Source organism: Nocardioides sp. (assembly GCF_044226765.1).
Lineage (GTDB): Bacteria > Actinomycetota > Actinomycetes > Propionibacteriales > Nocardioidaceae > Nocardioides.
In genome coordinates this window covers 176,837-194,782 of the sequence record NZ_JBGAGJ010000007.1, presented here as the reverse complement: position 1 = coordinate 194,782, position 17,946 = coordinate 176,837, and the positions used below count along the sequence as shown (strand labels likewise).

General features: G+C 72.5%; 22 protein-coding genes. 12 read left to right on the top strand and 10 right to left on the bottom strand.

All coding sequences use genetic code 11. The features are described from left to right. Position 1 precedes the first annotated feature (1 nt). The 5 genes from ACILRH_RS15905 to ACILRH_RS15885 form a co-directional block, all read right to left on the bottom strand. Entirely contained in the window at positions 2-1,696 is a 1,695-nt protein-coding gene (locus ACILRH_RS15905) for a DUF1800 domain-containing protein (RefSeq protein ID WP_395694881.1), read from the bottom strand. A gap of 176 nt (positions 1,697-1,872) precedes the next feature. After that, entirely contained in the window at positions 1,873-2,370 is a 498-nt protein-coding gene (locus tag ACILRH_RS15900; protein ID WP_395694879.1) for a GAF domain-containing protein, read from the bottom strand. A gap of 174 nt (positions 2,371-2,544) precedes the next feature. Then, entirely contained in the window at positions 2,545-3,141 is a 597-nt protein-coding gene (locus ACILRH_RS15895) for a hypothetical protein (protein ID WP_395694877.1), read from the bottom strand. Beyond that, the gene (locus tag ACILRH_RS15890; RefSeq protein WP_395694875.1) at positions 3,138-3,734 is read right to left on the bottom strand and encodes a transposase; all 597 of its coding nucleotides are present in this window, start codon (positions 3,732-3,734) and stop codon (positions 3,138-3,140) included. Before ACILRH_RS15890 ends, ACILRH_RS15895 begins: the two co-directional genes overlap by 4 nt. 56 nt (positions 3,735-3,790) lie before the next feature. After that, the gene (locus tag ACILRH_RS15885) at positions 3,791-4,306 is read right to left on the bottom strand and encodes a class I SAM-dependent methyltransferase (RefSeq protein ID WP_395694873.1); all 516 of its coding nucleotides are present in this window, start codon (positions 4,304-4,306) and stop codon (positions 3,791-3,793) included. A gap of 55 nt (positions 4,307-4,361) precedes the next feature. Between ACILRH_RS15885 and dapB the strand changes: the two genes are divergently transcribed. Then, complete coding sequence (gene dapB / locus ACILRH_RS15880; RefSeq protein ID WP_395694871.1) at positions 4,362-5,108, top strand: 4-hydroxy-tetrahydrodipicolinate reductase; 747 nt, start codon at positions 4,362-4,364, stop codon at positions 5,106-5,108. 148 nt (positions 5,109-5,256) lie between these two features. Further along, positions 5,257-6,816, top strand: a complete 1,560-nt coding sequence (locus ACILRH_RS15875) for a M4 family metallopeptidase (protein WP_395694869.1) — start codon at positions 5,257-5,259, stop codon at positions 6,814-6,816. Between the two features lie 156 nt (positions 6,817-6,972). Here the strand turns inward: ACILRH_RS15875 and ACILRH_RS15870 are convergent, their stop codons facing one another. The 4 genes from ACILRH_RS15870 to ACILRH_RS15855 all read right to left on the bottom strand — a co-directional run bounded on the left by ACILRH_RS15870 (position 6,973) and on the right by ACILRH_RS15855 (position 8,838). Further along, on the bottom strand, positions 6,973-7,269 hold the full coding sequence (locus ACILRH_RS15870) for an AzlD domain-containing protein (protein ID WP_395694925.1): 297 nt from the start codon (positions 7,267-7,269) through the stop codon (positions 6,973-6,975). After that, on the bottom strand, positions 7,269-7,958 hold the full coding sequence (locus tag ACILRH_RS15865) for an AzlC family ABC transporter permease (RefSeq protein ID WP_395694867.1): 690 nt from the start codon (positions 7,956-7,958) through the stop codon (positions 7,269-7,271). The genes ACILRH_RS15870 and ACILRH_RS15865 overlap by 1 nt, the downstream gene beginning before the upstream one ends. Before the next feature lie 36 nt (positions 7,959-7,994). Then, positions 7,995-8,222 carry a hypothetical protein gene (locus tag ACILRH_RS15860; protein WP_395694866.1) on the bottom strand — a complete coding sequence of 76 codons (228 nt, stop codon included), beginning with the start codon at positions 8,220-8,222 and terminating at the stop codon, positions 7,995-7,997. An 85-nt stretch (positions 8,223-8,307) separates the two neighbouring features. Beyond that, entirely contained in the window at positions 8,308-8,838 is a 531-nt protein-coding gene (locus tag ACILRH_RS15855; RefSeq protein WP_395694864.1) for a GNAT family N-acetyltransferase, read from the bottom strand. Positions 8,839-8,937: 99 nt separating this feature from the next. On the opposite strand from ACILRH_RS15855, the gene paaA reads away from it, so the two are divergent. From paaA to ACILRH_RS15825, 6 genes are read left to right on the top strand one after another with little or no spacing between them, the layout of a single operon-like run. Further along, entirely contained in the window at positions 8,938-9,870 is a 933-nt protein-coding gene (gene paaA / locus ACILRH_RS15850; RefSeq protein WP_395694863.1) for a 1,2-phenylacetyl-CoA epoxidase subunit PaaA, read from the top strand. Beyond that, positions 9,867-10,148 (top strand): 1,2-phenylacetyl-CoA epoxidase subunit PaaB, encoded by a 282-nt coding sequence (gene paaB / locus ACILRH_RS15845; RefSeq protein ID WP_395694861.1) that lies wholly within the window; start codon positions 9,867-9,869, stop codon positions 10,146-10,148. Before paaA ends, paaB begins: the two co-directional genes overlap by 4 nt. Then, positions 10,145-10,894: a 1,2-phenylacetyl-CoA epoxidase subunit PaaC gene (paaC, locus tag ACILRH_RS15840; protein WP_395694859.1), complete on the top strand. Its 750-nt coding sequence runs from the start codon at positions 10,145-10,147 to the stop codon at positions 10,892-10,894. The genes paaB and paaC overlap by 4 nt, the downstream gene beginning before the upstream one ends. After that, positions 10,891-11,361 (top strand): 1,2-phenylacetyl-CoA epoxidase subunit PaaD, encoded by a 471-nt coding sequence (gene paaD, locus ACILRH_RS15835; protein ID WP_395694857.1) that lies wholly within the window; start codon positions 10,891-10,893, stop codon positions 11,359-11,361. Before paaC ends, paaD begins: the two co-directional genes overlap by 4 nt. Before the next feature lie 6 nt (positions 11,362-11,367). Beyond that, positions 11,368-12,429, top strand: a complete 1,062-nt coding sequence (gene paaE / locus ACILRH_RS15830) for a 1,2-phenylacetyl-CoA epoxidase subunit PaaE (RefSeq protein ID WP_395694855.1) — start codon at positions 11,368-11,370, stop codon at positions 12,427-12,429. A 44-nt stretch (positions 12,430-12,473) separates the two neighbouring features. After that, positions 12,474-13,487, top strand: a complete 1,014-nt coding sequence (locus ACILRH_RS15825; RefSeq protein ID WP_395694853.1) for an aldo/keto reductase family protein — start codon at positions 12,474-12,476, stop codon at positions 13,485-13,487. A gap of 9 nt (positions 13,488-13,496) precedes the next feature. Here ACILRH_RS15825 and ACILRH_RS15820 read toward each other — a convergent pair whose 3' ends face one another. Further along, on the bottom strand, positions 13,497-14,081 hold the full coding sequence (locus ACILRH_RS15820) for a DUF3043 domain-containing protein (protein ID WP_395694851.1): 585 nt from the start codon (positions 14,079-14,081) through the stop codon (positions 13,497-13,499). 118 nt (positions 14,082-14,199) lie between these two features. Here ACILRH_RS15820 and ACILRH_RS15815 point away from each other — a divergent pair, with 118 nt between their 5' ends. The 4 genes from ACILRH_RS15815 (at position 14,200) to ACILRH_RS15800 (ending at position 17,813) form a co-directional block, all read left to right on the top strand. After that, positions 14,200-14,970, top strand: coding sequence for a PspA/IM30 family protein (locus ACILRH_RS15815; protein ID WP_395694849.1), 771 nt, complete (start codon positions 14,200-14,202; stop codon positions 14,968-14,970). Positions 14,971-15,029: 59 nt separating this feature from the next. Further along, a complete protein-coding gene (htpX, locus tag ACILRH_RS15810) occupies positions 15,030-15,944 on the top strand; it encodes a zinc metalloprotease HtpX (protein ID WP_395694847.1) in 915 nt (304 codons plus the stop codon). Continuing rightward, on the top strand, positions 15,944-16,522 hold the full coding sequence (gene pspAB / locus ACILRH_RS15805) for a PspA-associated protein PspAB (protein WP_395694846.1): 579 nt from the start codon (positions 15,944-15,946) through the stop codon (positions 16,520-16,522). Before htpX ends, pspAB begins: the two co-directional genes overlap by 1 nt. Positions 16,523-16,649: 127 nt before the next feature. Then, positions 16,650-17,813: an ATP-binding protein gene (locus ACILRH_RS15800; RefSeq protein ID WP_395694844.1), complete on the top strand. Its 1,164-nt coding sequence runs from the start codon at positions 16,650-16,652 to the stop codon at positions 17,811-17,813. The last annotated feature ends 133 nt before the right edge of the window (positions 17,814-17,946 follow it).

The window sequence follows — 17,946 nt, the reverse complement described above, 5'->3', positions numbered from 1 at the left end:
TTCACCGGTGGAGGTGGAGGGGGGAGTCGAGCAGGGCGATCGCGACGGCCGTCGCGAGGGTGGTGCCACGGCCGTAGTCGCCGTAGTACGTCGTGTCCTTGCGGATCGTCGCGGTGAGCGGCTTGCCGACCAGGCCGGCGACGGCGGCGCTGACCCTCGGACCCGCCTTCTGACCGACCACCCGCAGCGCGATGGTGTCGATGACCGTCTGCAGCGTCGCCGGCAGGGGCGGCAGCAGGGTCGAGTCCTTCAGCCAGGTCGCGCCCTGCGACGGCCAGGAGGCGGTCGCCACCTCGCCGTGCTTGTCGAAGGCGGTCAGCACCCGGCCGGCACTGGCCCAGGCGGCGCCCACCTCCGGGAAGCCGTTGGGCTCCGGCCAGTCGTAGGGGGCCTGCCCGAGCTCGGAGTACTGGTCGTGCATGGCGTTGACGAAGTCGTAGGCGTGGGCGACCCCGTCGCTGTCGTCCCAGTCGTACGGCGACCCGGGCTTGCGCAGGGTGATGCCGAGGCCCCGCACCATCGCCACGTAGTCCTCCAGCGGCGTGCGCACCTTCAGGCCGCGGGCCACGGCGAAGTCGGGGTGCTGCACCATCGCGAGGAGCGTCGGCTTGATCGCGGTCCCGCTCCGCGTCCACGCCGTGGCGACCGCGCTGACGAGGGCGTCGGAGGGGTCGTCGCGGACGAACTTCACGCACAGGCGGCGGGCGATCCGCCGCGCCGTGGTCGGGTGGTGGGCGAGGTAGGACAGGTACGCGCGGGTGTCCGCCTGCGCGGCCGCGTCCGTCCTGTTGCTGAGGGTCCTGGTGAAGACGAGGTCGGGATGGTCGATCGGGTCGGCGACCAGCCGGACCTTGCCGCGTGCGTGGGAGTGCCGGTCGTAGGCGTGGTCGAAGTCGTTCCACACGTCGACGCGGTAGCCGGTGATGATCAGCGCCGACGTGACGACGTCGTCCTGGGTGTAGCCGGCGTCGACGCCGACGGTGTGCAGCTCGAGCACCTCGCGCCCCAGGTTCTCGTTGAGGTCGTCGGCGCTGGAGTACGCGTTGCCGAGGTTGAGCCCCATCGCCGGGTGGGTGATCGAGTGCTGCAGCAGCTGCTCGAAGGTGGTGAACGCGTACTTCCTGATCATCTGGTCGTAGGAGACGCGCCAGAACTGCGACTCGTTCGCGTAGAGGGGCACGTGCAGCAGGTTGGACCAGAAGTCGACCATCACCTCGTGCAGCTGCCGGGTGCTGTGCACCCGCCGCGACACCGTCCACCGGCTCAGCTCGGTCATCACGTCGCCGATGTAGACGGCCCCGTCGTCCTGGCGCTGGTCGAGGTCCCAGAGCGCGCGTGGCGACAGCCGGAGGTGGGGGAACCAGCTGCTGTCGATCGCGTCGCCGACCGGGTCGGCGACCGAGGCCGGCGTGAGCTGCTGACGGATCCAGGCGGGGCCGCCGCGGTACTTGTACCTCGGCTGCCCGCTCGCCGTGGTGCCGATCCTCTCGAAGCGGGCGTCCTTGACCGCGGAGGCCAGGGCGGGGGTGACGCCGAAGCTGAAGCGGCGCGCCAGGTGCAGGTCGGCCGTGCCGAGGGCGACCGGTGCCGGGCCACCGGCCCGGGGCGCCGCGCCGTGCAGCCGTCCCGGTCGGCGGGGGCGATCGCTGTGCTGCGGGCTGGCCGGTTCCGGGCGGGCGAGGGTCGTGTCGGTCATCTCCGGGCTTCCGAGAGCGAGGTGCTCGCGCCGGGGGAGGGCGCGACACCAGCAACGTACGGCTCCGTCGCTCCCGCAGCACGCTTTTGGGCGCGTCGAGGACCCACGGCCTCCCGAACTGGTGCGATCGGACTAGACCGGTACGACGACCAGCCGGGTGGACCGAGCCGGCCCGATCAGCTCTTGGAGAAGCTGGGTGCCCACGGCGCGGAGTCCAGGCCGATCCGGTCGAGGACCTCGGCGGCGGCGTCGGCGACGGCGAGCACGCGGTGCTTCTCCTCGTCGGTCGCGTGGTGGTGGCGCGCCCAGTACACGCCGATCGCAGCCGCGGGCGTCCCCCGCCCGACGGGGACCATCAGCAGGCTGCGGACGTAGGTGGGCTGGTAGGCGTCCTGGGGGATCCGGGCGTCCTCGGAGATGTTCTCGATCGCGACGACGCTGTCGTGGAGCATCGCCCACCCCGAGATGCAGGAGGTGATCGGGAACCGCTGGCCCTTCCAGAGCGGGGCGATGCTGTCCTCGTCGACGTAGAAGCAGCGGTCGTCCTCCTTGAGGACGAACGTCGCACCGTCGGCGTCGGCGGCGGCCCGGGCGGCGCGGCGGATGACCTCGGCGAGCTCGGCCACGCTCGTCACCACCGACAGGTCCTGCGCCAGGTCCGGCTGCTGGAGCACCTGCACCCTCCTCGTCCGCGTCGCGTCCTCCTCGGATCCTCCCACCCACCTCACCTCGACGGGTGAGAACCCCGGGATTCGGTCGGAGCAGGTCAGCCCCGCGCCAGGGCCGGCTGGACCAGTTCCCGGGACCTTGGTCCCGACGTGGGCGCTGGGGCAGGCCGCCGGCCGGGTCTACCCGACGAGCAGGACCACTCCGGCGCACGCGCAGGCCCAGAGCACGCTGGCGAAGGTGCCGATGATGAAGCGCTCCGCAGCGCCGGTGCGCACGCCGTCCTCGCCGGCGCGGAGCTCGGGGTAGCGGCCCAGGCCCTTGACGGCCAGCACGACCGCCAGGCCTGCGGGCCAGCCCGCGACCAGGGCCGCGTAGATCGCGACGCGCTCCAGCGCGCCGATCCAGGCACCGCCGCGCAGGACGTGCCCGGCGCTGGTGATCGCGTCCCCGAGGGAGGTGTCGGGCGGGTCGGCACCGTGGCCGGCTGCCGCGGGTCGCTCGCGGCGGTCGACGAGGTCGAAGACCAGCGCGGTCAGCGGCCCGCCCCCGACGATCGCGAGCAGGCCGCCGAGCACGACCAGCACGACCGTCGCGCCGCCGCTCTCGACGTCGACGGACGACGGCGTGGCGGCGACCGCTCCCGCGGCGACCAGCAGGAGCAGGGTGGCGGGCGCCCAGATCCGGCGGGCCGCGGGAGCCAGCCAGGCGAGGAGGCCGGCGGCCACGCCGAAGGTGAGCAGCACCAGCAACAGGGTGCCGTAGTCGGAGGGACTCATGCGGGCTCCTTCCCGAGCAGCCGGGCGGTGAGGTCGGTGGCGAGCTCGCGGGCGCGTCGCGACTCGACGATGCCGGCGGCCTGGGCGCGCTGGCTGACCGCGGAGGGGGTGATGCCGAGCCGTCGGGCGACCTCGTCGTACGACAGGCCGTCGGCGACGAGGTCGGCGACCTCCCAGCCGCGGGGGGTGCGCCGGGCCAGGACGGCCGCCCACAGCCACAGCGTCGTCTCCAGGGCGCGCGCCGCAGGGTCGTCGCCTCGGACCCGCAGGTGCCAGGGGCTGTTCTTGGCCGCGGTCACCGCCTCGCGCGCCAGCAGGTACGCCGGGCCGCGTCCGGCGCGGGCGTGTGGCGGGAGCGGCTCCTCGACCTCGCCGGCGCCGATCCCGACGTGCCACCCGCCGTCGCGCAGCAGCGACTCGGCCGCCGGCGCGAGCGCCGCGGGGTCGTCCAGCACGCCCTGGAACTCGTCGCCGACCGTCTGCTCGAAGGGCCGCAGCGTCGGCACGCCTGCCAGCGCCGCGACCGTCGCCGCGACCCGGTCGGGGGAGCGGCGGCTGTCGCGCTGGTCGACGGTGAGCACGATCACGGCCATGACAGGAGCTTAGTTCAGGTAATTGCCTAATGCAAGACTGCTTCAGGAAATAACCTTCAGCGACGCCCGATCAGGCCGATGACCGGCGGCGCCTTCTGCTCCACCACCGACACGCGGAAACCGCCCTCGACGAGGGCGGCCGACGCCTTCTTCACGATGGTCGGCACCAGCTCGGACCGGGTGGCCTCGAAGAAGAGGAACACCGCGCCGCCCGGGACCACCCGCTCGTGGAGCAGGGCCACCTCGTCGGCGCACCCGCGCACCCAGAACAGGTTGACGTTGAAGGCGAAGACCTTCGTCAGCCGCTTGACCGGGACCCGCAACGTGGCCAGGTCGATCTGGCGGACGGTGAGCCGGCCGGACTCCACGAACCGCGCGCAGCGTCGCTTGGTGCGGTCGACGCCGGACTCGGAGCGGTCGATGGCGAAGAGCTTGCCGGTCTCGAGCTTCTCGCAGATCAGCTCCGCCGCCGCCCCGGGTCCGCACCCGATCTCGAGGATGGAGTCGTTCGGCTGGACGTCCATCACGTCCACCGCCCAGGCGATCCGGGGCGGGATGGTCTGCAGCACCATGCGCCCAGCCTGCCAGACCGGACCGTCCCCCGGCAGCAACGGTAGGTTGGCCGGCGTGACGAAGGTGGGTGTGCTGGGAGCGCGGGGCAAGGTCGGCACCCAGGTGTGCCGTGCGGTCGCTGCCGCCGAGGACCTCGAGCTGGTGGCCGAGATCGACGCCGGCGACGACGTCGGGGCGCTGGTCGCCTCCGGGGCGGAGGCCGTCGTCGACTTCACGCACCCGGACGTGGTCATGGACCACCTCGAGCTCTGCATCGACCACGGCATCCACGCCGTGGTCGGCACCACCGGCTTCGACGACGAGCGGCTCGCGACGTTGCGCCGGTGGCTCGGCGACCGGCCGCGCGCCGGGGTCCTGGTGGCCCCCAACTTCTCGATCGGCGCGATCTTGATGATGCGCTTCGCCACGATCGCAGCGCCGCACTACGAGTCCGTGGAGATCGTCGAGATGCACCACCCGACCAAGGCGGACGCTCCGTCCGGCACCGCGCGCCGCACCGCGCAGCTGGTGGCCGCCGCCCGCCGGGAGGCCGGCCTGGGACCCGTGCCGGACGCGACGAGCACCGCGTTGCCGGGCGCGCGCGGTGCCGAGGTCGACGGGATCCACGTGCACGGCCTGCGGGTGCGGGGGATGGTGGCCCACCAGGAGGTCGTCCTCGGCGGGGCGGGGGAGACGCTCACGATCCGCCACGACTCGATGGACCGCGCGTCGTTCACGCCGGGTGTGCTGCTCGGCCTGCGGACCATCGCCGACCGCCCGGGGTTGACGGTCGGGCTGGAGGAGCTCCTCGACCTGCCCTGAGGTGCCCTGAGGCGTCCGGGGTCGACGTCTGGACCTGCAGGTTCGTGCAATGCACGGATCCGCAGGTAGCCGTCGGTTGAGTCGGTCGTTGGTAGCGGGTGAGGGTGCCGCTACCGCAGCACCACCGCCCCCACCGAAAAGGACCCACATGCGCAAGATCTCGGGTGTCGCATCCCTTGCCGTCCTCGCCGTCGCGACCGTCGGCGTCCAGACCGGGGGGAGCCAGGCCGCCGCCCCGCCGGCCCGTCCCGGCCCCGTCGCCGCGCTGCTCCAGCACCCCGGCGCCGCCCTCGCGAGCGCGGGCACGGCCTTCACCGTCACCGACCGCATCACCGACCCCAGTGGTGCGACCCACGTGCGGATGCAGCGCACGTACGACGGCCTCCCGGTGCTCGGCGGTGACCTGGTCGTGCACCAGGGCGCGAGCGGCGCCTACCGCGGCGTGAGCCAGACGCTCGACCGCGCGGTGCGCGTCTCCACGACGCCCGCGGTGACCCGCGCCGCCGCTGCCCGGGTGCCCGCGCGCCAGGCCCGGTCCGCCCGCCTGGTCGTCGACGCCACCTCCGGCACCCCGCGCCTGGCCTGGGAGGTCCTCACCGGCGGCTTCCAGCACGACGGCACCCCGAGCCGGCTGGCGACCTACGTCGACGCCCGGACCGGCGCGGTGATCCGGCGCGAGCAGCAGATCGAGACCGTCGACGGCTCGGGCCAGACGCTCTACAGCGGCACCGTCCCGCTCAGCGTCACCAAGTCCGGCGCGACGTACCAGCTGAAGAACGACGGCGTCCGCGGCAACACCTACACGACGGACATGAACAACAAGTCCGACTCCTACGCCTGCCAGCTGCTCGGCATCAACTGCTCCACCGGCACGCTGATCACCTCCAGCACCACGACCTTCGGCAACGGCACCACGAGCAACCGGGCCAGCGCCGGCGCGGACGCGCAGTACGGCAGCAACGAGACCTGGGACTTCTACAAGCAGACGTTCAACCGCGACGGCATCTTCGGCAACGGGGCCGGCTCCTACAACCGGGTCCACTACGGCAGCAAGTACGTCAACGCGTTCTGGGACGGCACCAAGATGACCTACGGCGACGGGGACGGCACCAACTACGGCCCGCTGGTCTCCCTCGACGTCGCGGGTCACGAGATGAGCCACGGCGTCACCGAGAACACCGCGGGGCTGACCTACTCCGGTGAGTCCGGCGGCCTCAACGAGGCGACCTCGGACATCTTCGGCACGATGGTCGAGTTCTTCGCCGCCAACCCGAACGACCCGGGCGACTACCTGATCGGCGAGGAGTTCGATCTCAAGAAGCACGTCGGCTTCCGCCGCATGGACAACCCGGCCTCCGACGGCAGCTCGCTGAACTGCTGGACGTCCTCGGCCGGCAACGTCGACGTCCACTACTCCTCGGGCATCGGCAACCACTTCTTCTACCTGCTGTCCGAGGGGTCGGGCGCCAAGACCCTGAACGGCGTCTCGTACAACAGCCCGACCTGCAACGGCTCGACGGTGACCGGCATCGGCCGCGACGCCGCAGCGCGGATCTGGTACCGCGCGCTGACGGTCTACATGACGTCCAGCACCAACTACGCCGGTGCCCGCACCGCCACCCTCAACGCCGCCAAGGACCTCTACGGCCAGGGCAGCACGCAGTACAACGCGGTCGCCGCGGCCTGGAGCGCGGTCGGCGTCGGCTGACCGCTCGGGCGTCGGGCAGCCACTCCGTCGCACAGGGGTCCACGCGCCACGGAACGCGTGGGCCCCTGTGCCCCGCCCGCCCGGAGCGGCTCGACCGCCCGCCTGACCGGCCTCGGTGGCTCGACCGCCGCTGTCGCCGGCCCGGGCCGGCGACAGCTACAGCAGCCGGACGCCCGCGGCGACGAGCGCGGCACCGAAGACGACCACGAGGAACGGCGCCCGCAGCGTCAGCAGCACCACCGCGGCCGCCAGTCCGACCGCCCGGGCGTCGACGACGATCTGGTGGCCCCGGGAGAAGGTCTGCACGGCCACCAAGGCCGCGAGCAGCGCGACCGGGATCAGGTCGGCCACCCGGGCGACGATCCGGTGCTCGAGCACCCGGGGTGGGACCGAGAGCCCGGCCAGCTTGAGCAGGTAGCACCCGAGCGCCGTGCCGAGGACGGCCGCCCACATCACGAGCCGGGCTCCGGGGTCAGCGCGCCGACCAGCAGGGCCACGCCGGCCGCGGCGAGCACCGGCATGCCGGCGGGCACGAACGGGACCGTCAGGAGCGCGACGGCGGCCGCCGCGACCGCGACCCACCGGTTCCGCGGCTGCCGCAGCCGGGGCCAGAGCAGGGCGAGGAACGCCGCACCCACGGCGGCGTCGAGGCCGTAGCGGCGCGGGTCTCCCAGGGCGTTGCCGGCGAGGGCGCCGGCGAGCGTCGCGGCGTTCCAGAGGACGAAGACCGACCACCCGGTCACGAGGAACCCCAGCCGGGCGGCCTCCTGGCTCTCGCGGGTGATGGACATCGCGGTGGACTCGTCGATCACGACGTGTGCCGCCAGCGCGCGTCGCAGGCCGCGCCACGCGAGGGTCGGCGCGAGGCGGAGGCCGTAGAGGGTGTTGCGCGTGCCGAGCAGCAGGGCCGTCATCGCCCCGGAGAGCGGCGCACCACCGGCAGCGACGACTCCCACCAGCGCGAACTGGCTGGCGCCGGTGAACACCAGCAGCGAGAGCGCGCACGTCTGGGCCACGGTGAGCCCGGACGCGACCGAGACAGCGCCGAAGCTGACGCCGTACGCGCCGGTGGCGAGTCCCACACCGAGGCTGTCGCGGATGATCGACGACCGCTCGCGCGGGTCGAGGGGAGCGTCGGTCACCCGACGCAGGCTAGGCGACGGAGCGGGCCTGCGCGGTCAGCGCCGCCGGATGCGGACCGGCTGCGGACGGTGGCGGAAGTCGTGCAGCAGCACATAGGTGAGCAGCAGCCCGGTGAGCAGTCCCCAACCGATCCCACCTGCGATCAGCGCGGGGACGCCGGTCACGGAGACCAGCCAGATCCCGGAGAGCATGCCCACGACCATCGACGTGACCACCACCAGGCGGCGGTGGAGCGGGGGCAGTGGACCGAACACGAGATCCATCGTGACCCTCGCTCCCGGGAAATCAAGGGGGAGGCGCCTGGGAGGTCCCTGTGAACGATCCAGCGACGGTGCGGGAGGTCCAGGTCTAGAGCGCCGTGTGCAGGCGGACCTGCTTGACGGTGGTCCCGCCGGCCTCGTCGAGGGCGAGCTCGCGGTGCGCCTGGTCGGGCGCCCAGCCGGCCGCGGTGAGGAACGCCCGGAGCTCGTCGTCGGACGCGATCGCCCACAGCACGCCGCGGCTGAACCGGTCGGCACGCATCGTGTCGACGGCAGCCTGCAGCAGGCGGGACCCGTGCCCCTTGCCGCGCTCGCCGGGGTCGACGGTCAGCTCCGCCAGCTCCCCGTCGGCGACCGGGTCGCAGTCGGGGTCGCCGGCGGGGGAGGTGATCGCGAAGCCCACCACACGGTTGCGCTCGAGTGCCACCAGGACCCGGTTCCGGGCGTCGCCGGGCCGGGTCAGCGCCGCGTGCCAGGCCGCGGCGGCCCCCTCCACGTCGGCGGGCAGCGCGTCCGGCGGAAGCAGCCCGGCGTACGCCGCGCGCCAGGTCCGCAGCTGCAGCTCGGCGATCGCGGCGGCGTCGTCGGCCCAGGCCACCCGCACGGAGACGTCGCTCATGCCGGCCATCTTGTCAGCGGGGCCGACCAGACCCTCGATCTGTGACACCCAGATGACGACAGTGCAGACATCTGTAACAACCTCGGGTACCGTCTGCGAGTGGCCTTCGATGACCTCCTCGCCGATGACGGCAGGGTGGAGCCCCGGGACGAGATGCCCGACGGCTACCGCCGCACGCTCGTGCGCCAGATCGCCCAGCACGCCCACTCCGAGATCATCGGCATGCAGCCGGAGGGCAACTGGATCAGCCGCGCGCCGAGCCTGCGCCGCAAGGCGGTGCTGATGGCGAAGGTGCAGGACGAGGCCGGGCACGGCCTCTACCTCTACGCGGCCGCGGAGACGCTCGGCGTGGACCGGGCCGATCTGCTCGACCAGCTGCACACCGGCCGGCAGAAGTACTCCTCGATCTTCAACTACCCGACGCTCACCTGGGCCGACGTCGGCGCGATCGGCTGGCTGGTCGACGGCGCCGCGATCGTCAACCAGGTGCCGTTGTGCCGCTGCTCCTACGGCCCCTATGGCCGGGCGATGGTCCGGATCTGCAAGGAGGAGTCGTTCCACCAGCGCCAGGGCTTCGAGATCCTGCACACCCTCTCGCACGGCACCCCCGCGCAGAAGGCGATGGCACAGGACGCGGTCGACCGCTACTGGTGGCCGGCCCTGATGATGTTCGGCCCGCCCGACGACGCCTCGCCCAACTCGGCGCAGTCGATGGCGTGGGGGATCAAGCGGTTCTCCAACGACGACCTCCGCCAGCGCTTCGTCGACATGACCGTCCCGCAGGCGCAGGCCCTCGACCTGACGCTGCCCGACCCCGAGATCCGCTGGAACGAGGAGCGGGGTCACTTCGACTTCGGCGCGATCGACTTCACCGAGCTCTTCGAGGTGGTCAAGGGCAACGGGCCGTGCAACCAGCAGCGGCTGGCTCACCGGGTCCGCGCGCACGAGGACGGGGCGTGGGTGCGGGAGGCCGCGTCGTCCTACGCGCAGAAGCAGGCCGCCCGGGCCGCGGGGGCGGTGGGAGCCGCGTGAGGGACTGGCCGCTCTGGGAGGTCTTCGTGCGCTCGCGCCGTGGGCTCTCGCACGTGCACGTCGGGTCCCTGCACGCCCCCGATGCCGAGATGGCCCTGCGCAACGCCCGCGATCTCTACACCCGTCGCCAGGAGGGCGTCTCGCTCTGGGTCGTGCCGTCGGCGCAGATCGTGGCGTCGGACCCCGGGGCGCGCGAGGCGTTCTTCGACCCGGCCGACGACAAGGTCTACCGGCACCCGACGTTCTACGACGTGCCGGAGGGGGTCGAGCACCTGTGACGGCACCCGCACTGTTCGGCTACACCGTCTCGCTGGCCGACGACGCGCTCGTCTCCGCGCAGCGGACGGGCTGGTGGATCAGCCGTGCGCCGGAGCTGGAGGAGGACGTGGCGCTGGCCAACATCGGCCTCGACCAGCTCGGCCAGGCCCGGGCGCTGCTGACGTATGCCGGCCGGGTCGAGGGCGACGGCCGCAGCGAGGACGACCTGGCCTACCTGCGCGACGAGCGCGAGTTCCGCAACGTCTGGCTGGTGGAGCGCGCCCAGACCGACTTCGGGGTCGCGATGGCGCGGTTGCTGCTGCTCGCGGCCTGGCAGTGTGAGCTCTACGGAGCCCTGCTCGCCTCCACCGACCCGACGCTCGCGGCCGTGGCGGGCAAGGCGGTCAAGGAGGTGTCCTACCACCTCGACCACGCCTCCCGCTGGGTCGTGCGGCTCGGTGACGGCACCGACGAGTCGCACGTGCGCATGCAGGCCGGCCTGGACGCCGAGTGGCCCTACCTCGAGGAGCTGTTCGGGCCGGTCGACGCCGGGCTGGTCGAGTCCGGGGTCGCCGCCGACCCGCCGGCGCTGCGCGCGGCGGTGCTGGCGCGGCTGGAGCCGGTCGTGGCCGAGGCGACCCTCGTGCTGCCCGACGTGACGCCGGTGCGCGGCCGAGGGCGCGAGGGGATCCACACCGAGGAGATGGGCTACCTGCTCGCCGAGATGCAGCACCTCCACCGCTCGCACCCAGGAGCCGTCTGGTGACCGGCGCGTGGAAGATCGTCGCGGACCTGCCGGACCCCGAGCTGCCCGTGGTGACCATCGCCGACCTCGGCATCCTGCGCGACGTCACCGAGGACGACCAGGGCCGGGTGCACGTGCAGATCACCCCGACCTACTCCGGGTGCCCGGCGATGGAGACGATCAGCGAGGACCTCGTCGAGGCACTGCTCAGCGCGGGCTACCAGCACGTCGACGTCGAGTTCGTGCTGAGCCCGCCGTGGACCACCGACTGGATGAGCGCGGAGGCCAAGGCCAAGCTGGCGGCGTACGGCGTCGCGCCCCCCGGCCCGCGCGGCGACGGCCCGGTCACGGTGCCGTTGAGCGTCCGCTGCCCGCAGTGCGGCTCGACCGACACCCGGGAGTCCAGCCGGTTCGGGTCGACGGCCTGCAAGTCGCTGTGGGTGTGCCGCAGCTGCCGCGAGCCGTTCGACCACTTCAAGGCGCTGTGACGACGGATGTCCGCGACCTTCCACCCGCTGCGCGTCGCGGCGATCGACGAGCTCACCGAGGACGCGGTCGCACTGACCTTCGACGTCCCGCCCGACCTCGCCGGCCAGTTCGCCTTCGAGCCGGGGCAGCACCTGTCCATCCGTGGCGGCGACGACGTGCGCCGCTCCTACTCGATCTGCACCCCGCCGTCGGCCGGCGTGCTGCGCATCGGCGTCAAGCGGCTGCCCGGTGGCGCCTTCAGCGAGGGCGTCGTCTCGCGCCTGGTGGTCGGTGACACGCTGGAGGTGATGACGCCCGCCGGGCGGTTCACCCCGGTCATCGACCCGACCGCCCGCCGGACCTACGTCGCGGTCGCGGCCGGGTCGGGCATCACCCCGGTCCTCTCGATCCTGGCCGCCGTGCTCGAGGGCGAGCCGGCGTCGCAGGCGATGCTGGTCTACGCCAACCGCACCCACCGGTCGGTGATGTTCCTCGACGAGGTGCACGACCTCAAGGACCGCTACCCCGCGCGGTTCCAGGTGGTGCACGTGCTGTCCCGCGAGCAGCAGGAGGTCGAGCTCCTCTCCGGCCGGCTGGACGGTGAGCGGCTGACCCGGATCCTGCAAGCACTGATGCCGCCGCACGACGTGGACGCCTGGTTCCTCTGCGGGCCGCAGCAGCTGCTCACCGAGCTGCGGACCACCCTCACCGACCTCGGTGTGCCCGGTGCGCGGGTGCACGCGGAGCTGTTCCACGCCGACCCGGTGCCGCGCGCCCCCGTCGGTCGACTGGCCGGTGCGCCGGAGGGCGCGGCCCGGGTGACCATCCGGCTGGACGGCCGGTCGTCCGCCGTGGACCTGCGCCCCGACGGCGTACCCGTGCTGGAGGCCGCCCTCGCCGTCCGCTCCGACCTCCCGTTCGCGTGCAAGGGCGGGGTGTGCGGCACCTGCCGCGCCCGGCTGGTCACCGGCACGGTCACGATGGATGCCAACTGGGCGCTCGAGCCGGACGAGATCGAGCGCGGCTACGTGCTCACCTGCCAGGCCCACCCCACGTCGCCCGAGGTCGAGCTCGACTACGACGGGTGACCGGGCCGGCCGGCGCGGTTGGGCCGGTCACTAGGGTCGAAGACATGGAGATCCGCAACCTCGGCAGCAGCGGCCTGAAGATCTCGGCCATCGCCTACGGCAACTGGCTGACCCACGGGTCCCAGGTGGAGGAGGAGGCCGCGCTGGCGTGCGTGCGGCGCGCGCTGGACGAGGGCATCACGACGTTCGACACCGCGGACGTCTACGCGAACACCCGCGCGGAGTCCGTGCTCGGGCGGGCGCTGAAGGGGGAGCGCCGCGAGGGGCTGGAGATCTTCACCAAGGTGTTCTGGCCCACCGGGCCGGGCCGGCACAACGACCACGGGCTCTCGCGCAAGCACATCCTGGAGTCGATCAACGGCTCGCTGCACCGGCTGGGCACCGACCACATCGACCTCTACCAGGCGCACCGGTACGACGACGAGACGCCGCTGGAGGAGACCATGGAGGCCTTCGCCGACGTGGTGCGCCAGGGCAAGGCGCTCTACATCGGCGTCTCGGAGTGGCGGCCCGAGCAGATCCGCGAGGCGCACCGGCTGGCGCGCGAGCTGCGGATCCCCCTGGTGTCCAACCAGCCCCAGTACAACCTGCTGTGGCGGGTCATCGAGCCGGAGGTCGTCCCGACCTGCGCGGAGCTCGGCATCGGCCAGGTCGTCTTCTCGCCGATCGCGCAGGGCGTCCTGACCGGCAAGTACCTCCCCGGTGAGCAGCCGCCGGAGGGTTCCCGCGCGACCGACGACAAGGGCGGCGCGACGATGATCGGCCGCTGGATGCGCGACGACGTGCTCGAGCGGGTGCAGCGGCTGCGCCCGATCGCCGACGACGCCGGCCTGACCATGGCCCAGCTGGCTGTCGCGTGGGTCCTGCAGAACCCCAACGTGTCGGCCGCGATCATCGGCGCCAGTCGGCCCGACCAGGTCAGCGACAACGCCCGCGCCGCCGGCGTACGCCTCGACGCCGACGTGCTGAAGGCGATCGACGAGGTGGTCGACCCGGTGGTCGAGCGGGACCCGTCGAAGACCCAGACGGTACGCCGGGCGCAGCTGATGAAGGGGTGAGCCGGGTGCTCAGCGGTAGCGGTCGGAGAGCTGCTGACCGATCTTGACCTGCGGCTTGGGCAGCCGCATGAACTTCATCTGCAGCGCTCGGGTGATCGCGTAGTAGGTCAGGCCCTTGTAGGACGACTCGGGGAACCGCTTGACCAGCTCGCGGCGCAGCCGGAACCGCAGCCACACCATGTCCATCAGCACGAACAGCACCATGAACATCAGCAGGGTGTTGCCGAAGCGCGCCAGCGTGGCGTTGCCGGACCAGCCCAGGAGCAGCGTCACGAGCAGCAGCGGGATGACCAGCTCGACCAGCGAGAACCGGCTGTCGACGAAGTCCCGCACGAAGCGCCGCTCGGGTCCGCGGTCGCGGGCGGGGTAGTAGCGCTCGTCGCCGTCGCGCATCGCCTGCCGGACCCGCTGGCTGGACTCGCCGCGGGCTGCCCGCTGGGCCGCCGCCTGCTCCTTGCGGGTGCGCGGGACCTTGGCGCGCGCCTTGGCAGCCGCCTCCGCCTCCTTGCGGGTCGGCGTCGGCCGTCCCTTGCCGCCCACCTTGGTGGGGGTCGGGTCGACGGCGGGGGTCTCGGTCTTGGTGCGACGGAACAACGCTGGGCCTTCAGTGAGCTCGTGGTGACGGCGGCGGTCCGGGCAGGAGCGCCGGGTGGATCGGCACCAGACTACCGGCGCCGTCGCCCCGCCTTGCTTTTGTGCCTAGGCTGAGCCCATGGGTATCTGGCAGCGCATGAGCCTCATCTTCCGCTCGAAGGCCAACAAGGCGCTGGACCGCGCCGAGGACCCCCGCGAGACCCTCGATTACAGCTACCAGCGCCAGCTGGACCTGCTGTCCAAGGTGCGCCGGGGCGTGGCCGACGTGGCGACCAGCCGCAAGCGGGTGGAGCTGCAGATCAACCAGCTCGAGCAGCAGTCGGCCAAGCTGCAGGACCAGGCGCAGAAGGCGATCACGATGGACCGCGAGGACCTCGCGCGCGAGGCGCTCACCCGCAAGTCGGGGCTGACCGTGCAGATCGCCGACCTGCAGACCCAGCACGCCCAGCTGCAGGCCGAGGAGGAGAAGCTGACCCTGGCCCAGCAGCGGCTGCAGGCCAAGGTCGAGGCGTTCCGCACCCGCAAGGAGACGATCAAGGCGACCTACACCGCGGCGGAGGCCCAGACGCGCATCAACGAGGCGATGTCCGGCATCGGCGACGAGCTCGGCGACGTCGGTCAGGCGATCCAGCGCGCGGAGGACAAGACCGCCCAGATGCAGGCCCGGGCCGGCGCGATCGACGAGCTGATCGCCTCCGGCGCGCTCGACGACGTCACCTCGACCGGGCCCGGCGACGACATCGCCCGCGAGCTGGAGGCGATGAGCTCCCAGGCCGACGTCGAGGCCGAGCTCGCCGCACTGAAGTCCGGGTCGACCCCGCCGCCACCGCAGGCCATCCTGCCCTCGGAGGAGGCCCCGAAGGAGCCGGAGAAGGAGCCCGGCGCCTGACCCGTCGCCGGCCCGGCCCGGTCCCGGGAGGCTTGGCGCCACCGGCAACAATCGGTGGTATGGCACGTTCGCGCTTCGTGGGAGACGCCGGGCTCACCGCCCGCATGACCACGGTCATGTTCCTGCTCGGAGCGATGTTCGTCGGCATCATCGCCGTCCTGATCGCGATCATGCCGGCCGGCTGGGCGCCGATCATCGGCATCATCGGGCTGGGCGTCGTCTGGTTCCAGTGGTACAGCTCCGACACCGTGGCCATGAAGGCGATGCGGGCCCGCGAGGTCAGCGCGCAGGAGGCGCCCGAGCTGCACGGCATGATCGAGCGCCTGTGCACGCTGGCGGACATGCCCAAGCCGCGGGTGGGTGTCGCGGACACCGACCTGCCCAACGCGTTCGCGACCGGTCGATCGCCCAACCGGTCGGTGGTCGTGGTGACCACAGGCATCCTGCGTCGACTGACGGCCGAGGAGCTGGAGGGCGTGATCGCCCACGAGCTGTCCCACGTCGCCCATCGCGACGTGCTGGTCATGACGGTCGCGTCCTCGGCCGGGATCGTGGCCAGCATGCTGACGCGGGGGGCGCAGTACGGCGCGATCTTCGGCGGCGGGCGCCGCGACAGCAACACCGGCGGGGTCCCCGTCTGGCTGGTCGTGCTCCTGGTCAGCCTGGTGACGTACGCCGTCAGCTTCCTGCTGCTCAAGCTCCTCTCGCGCTACCGCGAGCTGTCCGCGGACCGGGCCGGCGCCTACCTCACCATGAAGCCCCACGCCCTGGCCTCGGCGCTGCAGAAGATCACCGGTGAGATCAACCAGATCCCCGACCGCGACCTGCGCGCGTCGCAGGCGATGAACGCCTTCTTCATCGCCCCGGCGGCCCGCGGGGTCTCGCTGCGCACCCTCACCTCGACGCACCCGACGCTCGAGCAGCGGCTCGAGCAGCTGGCGCGGATCCAGGCCGAGCTGGACCGCCCCGCCTGATGGGCTTCTGGGACGTCGTCACGGGTCGCACGCGGCCCAAGCAACCGAACCTCGACGCGCTGTTCCTCGTGCCGAGCGCCGCGATCACGCTGCAGACCGGCCTCGGCCTGGTCCCCACCGGCCAGGGCGCGGTCTGCTACCGCGCGGCGGCCGGTCCGGCGTTCCGGCAGACCCAGGACGAGGTCGTGGCGCTGCTCGACGCCGATCCGGCGGCGCCCGCGGTGGAGGTGACGCAGGACGAGTTCGGGTTCACGTGGTTGCTCAACCGTCACGACCCCGCCGACGTGTCGGGCCTGGTCACCGACCTGCACGCCGTGAACACCTCGTTGGAGGCGCAGGGGTTCGGTCCGGGCCTGCTGTGCTCGCTGGTCCCGTTCGCCGACCCCGGGGGCCGTCGGGTCGGGCTGGTGTACCTCTACAAGCAGGGCACGTTCTATCCCTTCGCCCCGGCGCCGGGCGCCGAGAGGCGTCGCGACAACCTGCTCGAGATCCAGGTGCGCGACACCCTCGCCGGCGAGCTCCCGGTCGAGAAGGACCTCTCCCGCTGGCTGGCCGTCTGGGGCGCGCCCGGCCTGTGACCGGTGGTGGTCCGGTCCGCGGGCCGGTGGTTATCCTGCCGCTCGGTCGGGGCGGCCTCGGGGGTACCGGCTCGACGCCCACGCTGCTGCACCCGCCCACTGCTCCGCCTACCGGGAGGCGCTGACCGTGACGACCCCCCTGCTCGAGTCCGACGCGACCCGGGTTGCCGAGATCGGCAAGTACCAGGTCCTGGTGGACCCGCCGCGCGCCGACCTCCACGCCCTGGTCGAGGTGGCCGCCCAGGTCGCCCAGGTGCCGATGGCCACGATCAACCTGATCACCGACACCGCCCAGCACCAGGTCGCGGCGCACGGGTTCGACGCCGCGGTCTGCGCCCGCGAGGACTCCATGTGCAACGTCGTGCTTCACGACGGTGGGCCCGTCGTGGTGCCCGACGCGAGCCGTGACGAGCGGTTCCGGGAGAACCCGTTCGTGACCGGGGTCCTCGGCTCGGTCCGCTTCTACGCGACCCACCCCCTCGTGACGCCCGAGGGCGTGGTCATCGGCACCCTGTGCGTCTTCGACACGGTCCCGCGCGAGCTCGGCGCCGACCAGGAGCACGCCCTGGTGGCCCTCGCGGACCGGGTGGTCGACCTGCTCGAGCTGGAGCTGCGCACCCGGGAGCTCCGGCGGTCCAACGAGGCGCTGGCGGCCTTCGCCGGACAGGTCAGCCACGACCTGCGCAACCCGCTCACGGCCGTCACCATGTCGTTGTCGATGATCGGTGAGCAGGCCGGCGCCGACGAGGGGCTGGAGTTCCTCGTGGCGCGGGCACTCGGCGGCGCGCAGCGCATGCAGTCGCTCATCGACGACCTGCTGGCCTACGCCCGGGTGGGCGCCGAGCTGCGGCGCGTCCCGGTCGACCTGGGCGCCGTGCTCGACGACGTACGGGAGGACCTGGCCGCGCTGCTGGCCGACGCCACGGTGGTGGTCGGCGAGCTGCCCACCGTCCTCGGCGACCCGGTCCAGCTGCGCGCGGTGCTGCAGAACCTGGTCGCGAACGCCGCCAAGTTCACCCGGCCCGGTCAGGCGCCGCACCTGGAGGTCGACGGCACCCGGATCGGCACCATGTGGCGGGTCGAGGTCTGCGACCGCGGCCCGGGGATCCCCGAGGACCAGCGGGAGCGGGTCTTCGAGCCCCTGGCCCGGATCGACCACGACGTGGAGGGCTCGGGCATCGGGCTGTCGACCTGCCGCCGCATCGTCGAGGCGCACGGCGGCCGGATCAGCCTCACCAACGCCGCGTACGGCGGCACCTGCGCCTGGTTCGAGCTCCCCGCGGACCGTTGAGTTGCGGGTTGTGACCCGTTGAGTTGCGGGTTGTGACCCGTTGAGTTGCGGCTCGTGACCAAGACCGACCCAGGCTGAGGGCGAGGCTGGTCCGAGCGCTCAAGTCAACCGGTCGCAAGGCTCAAGTCAACGG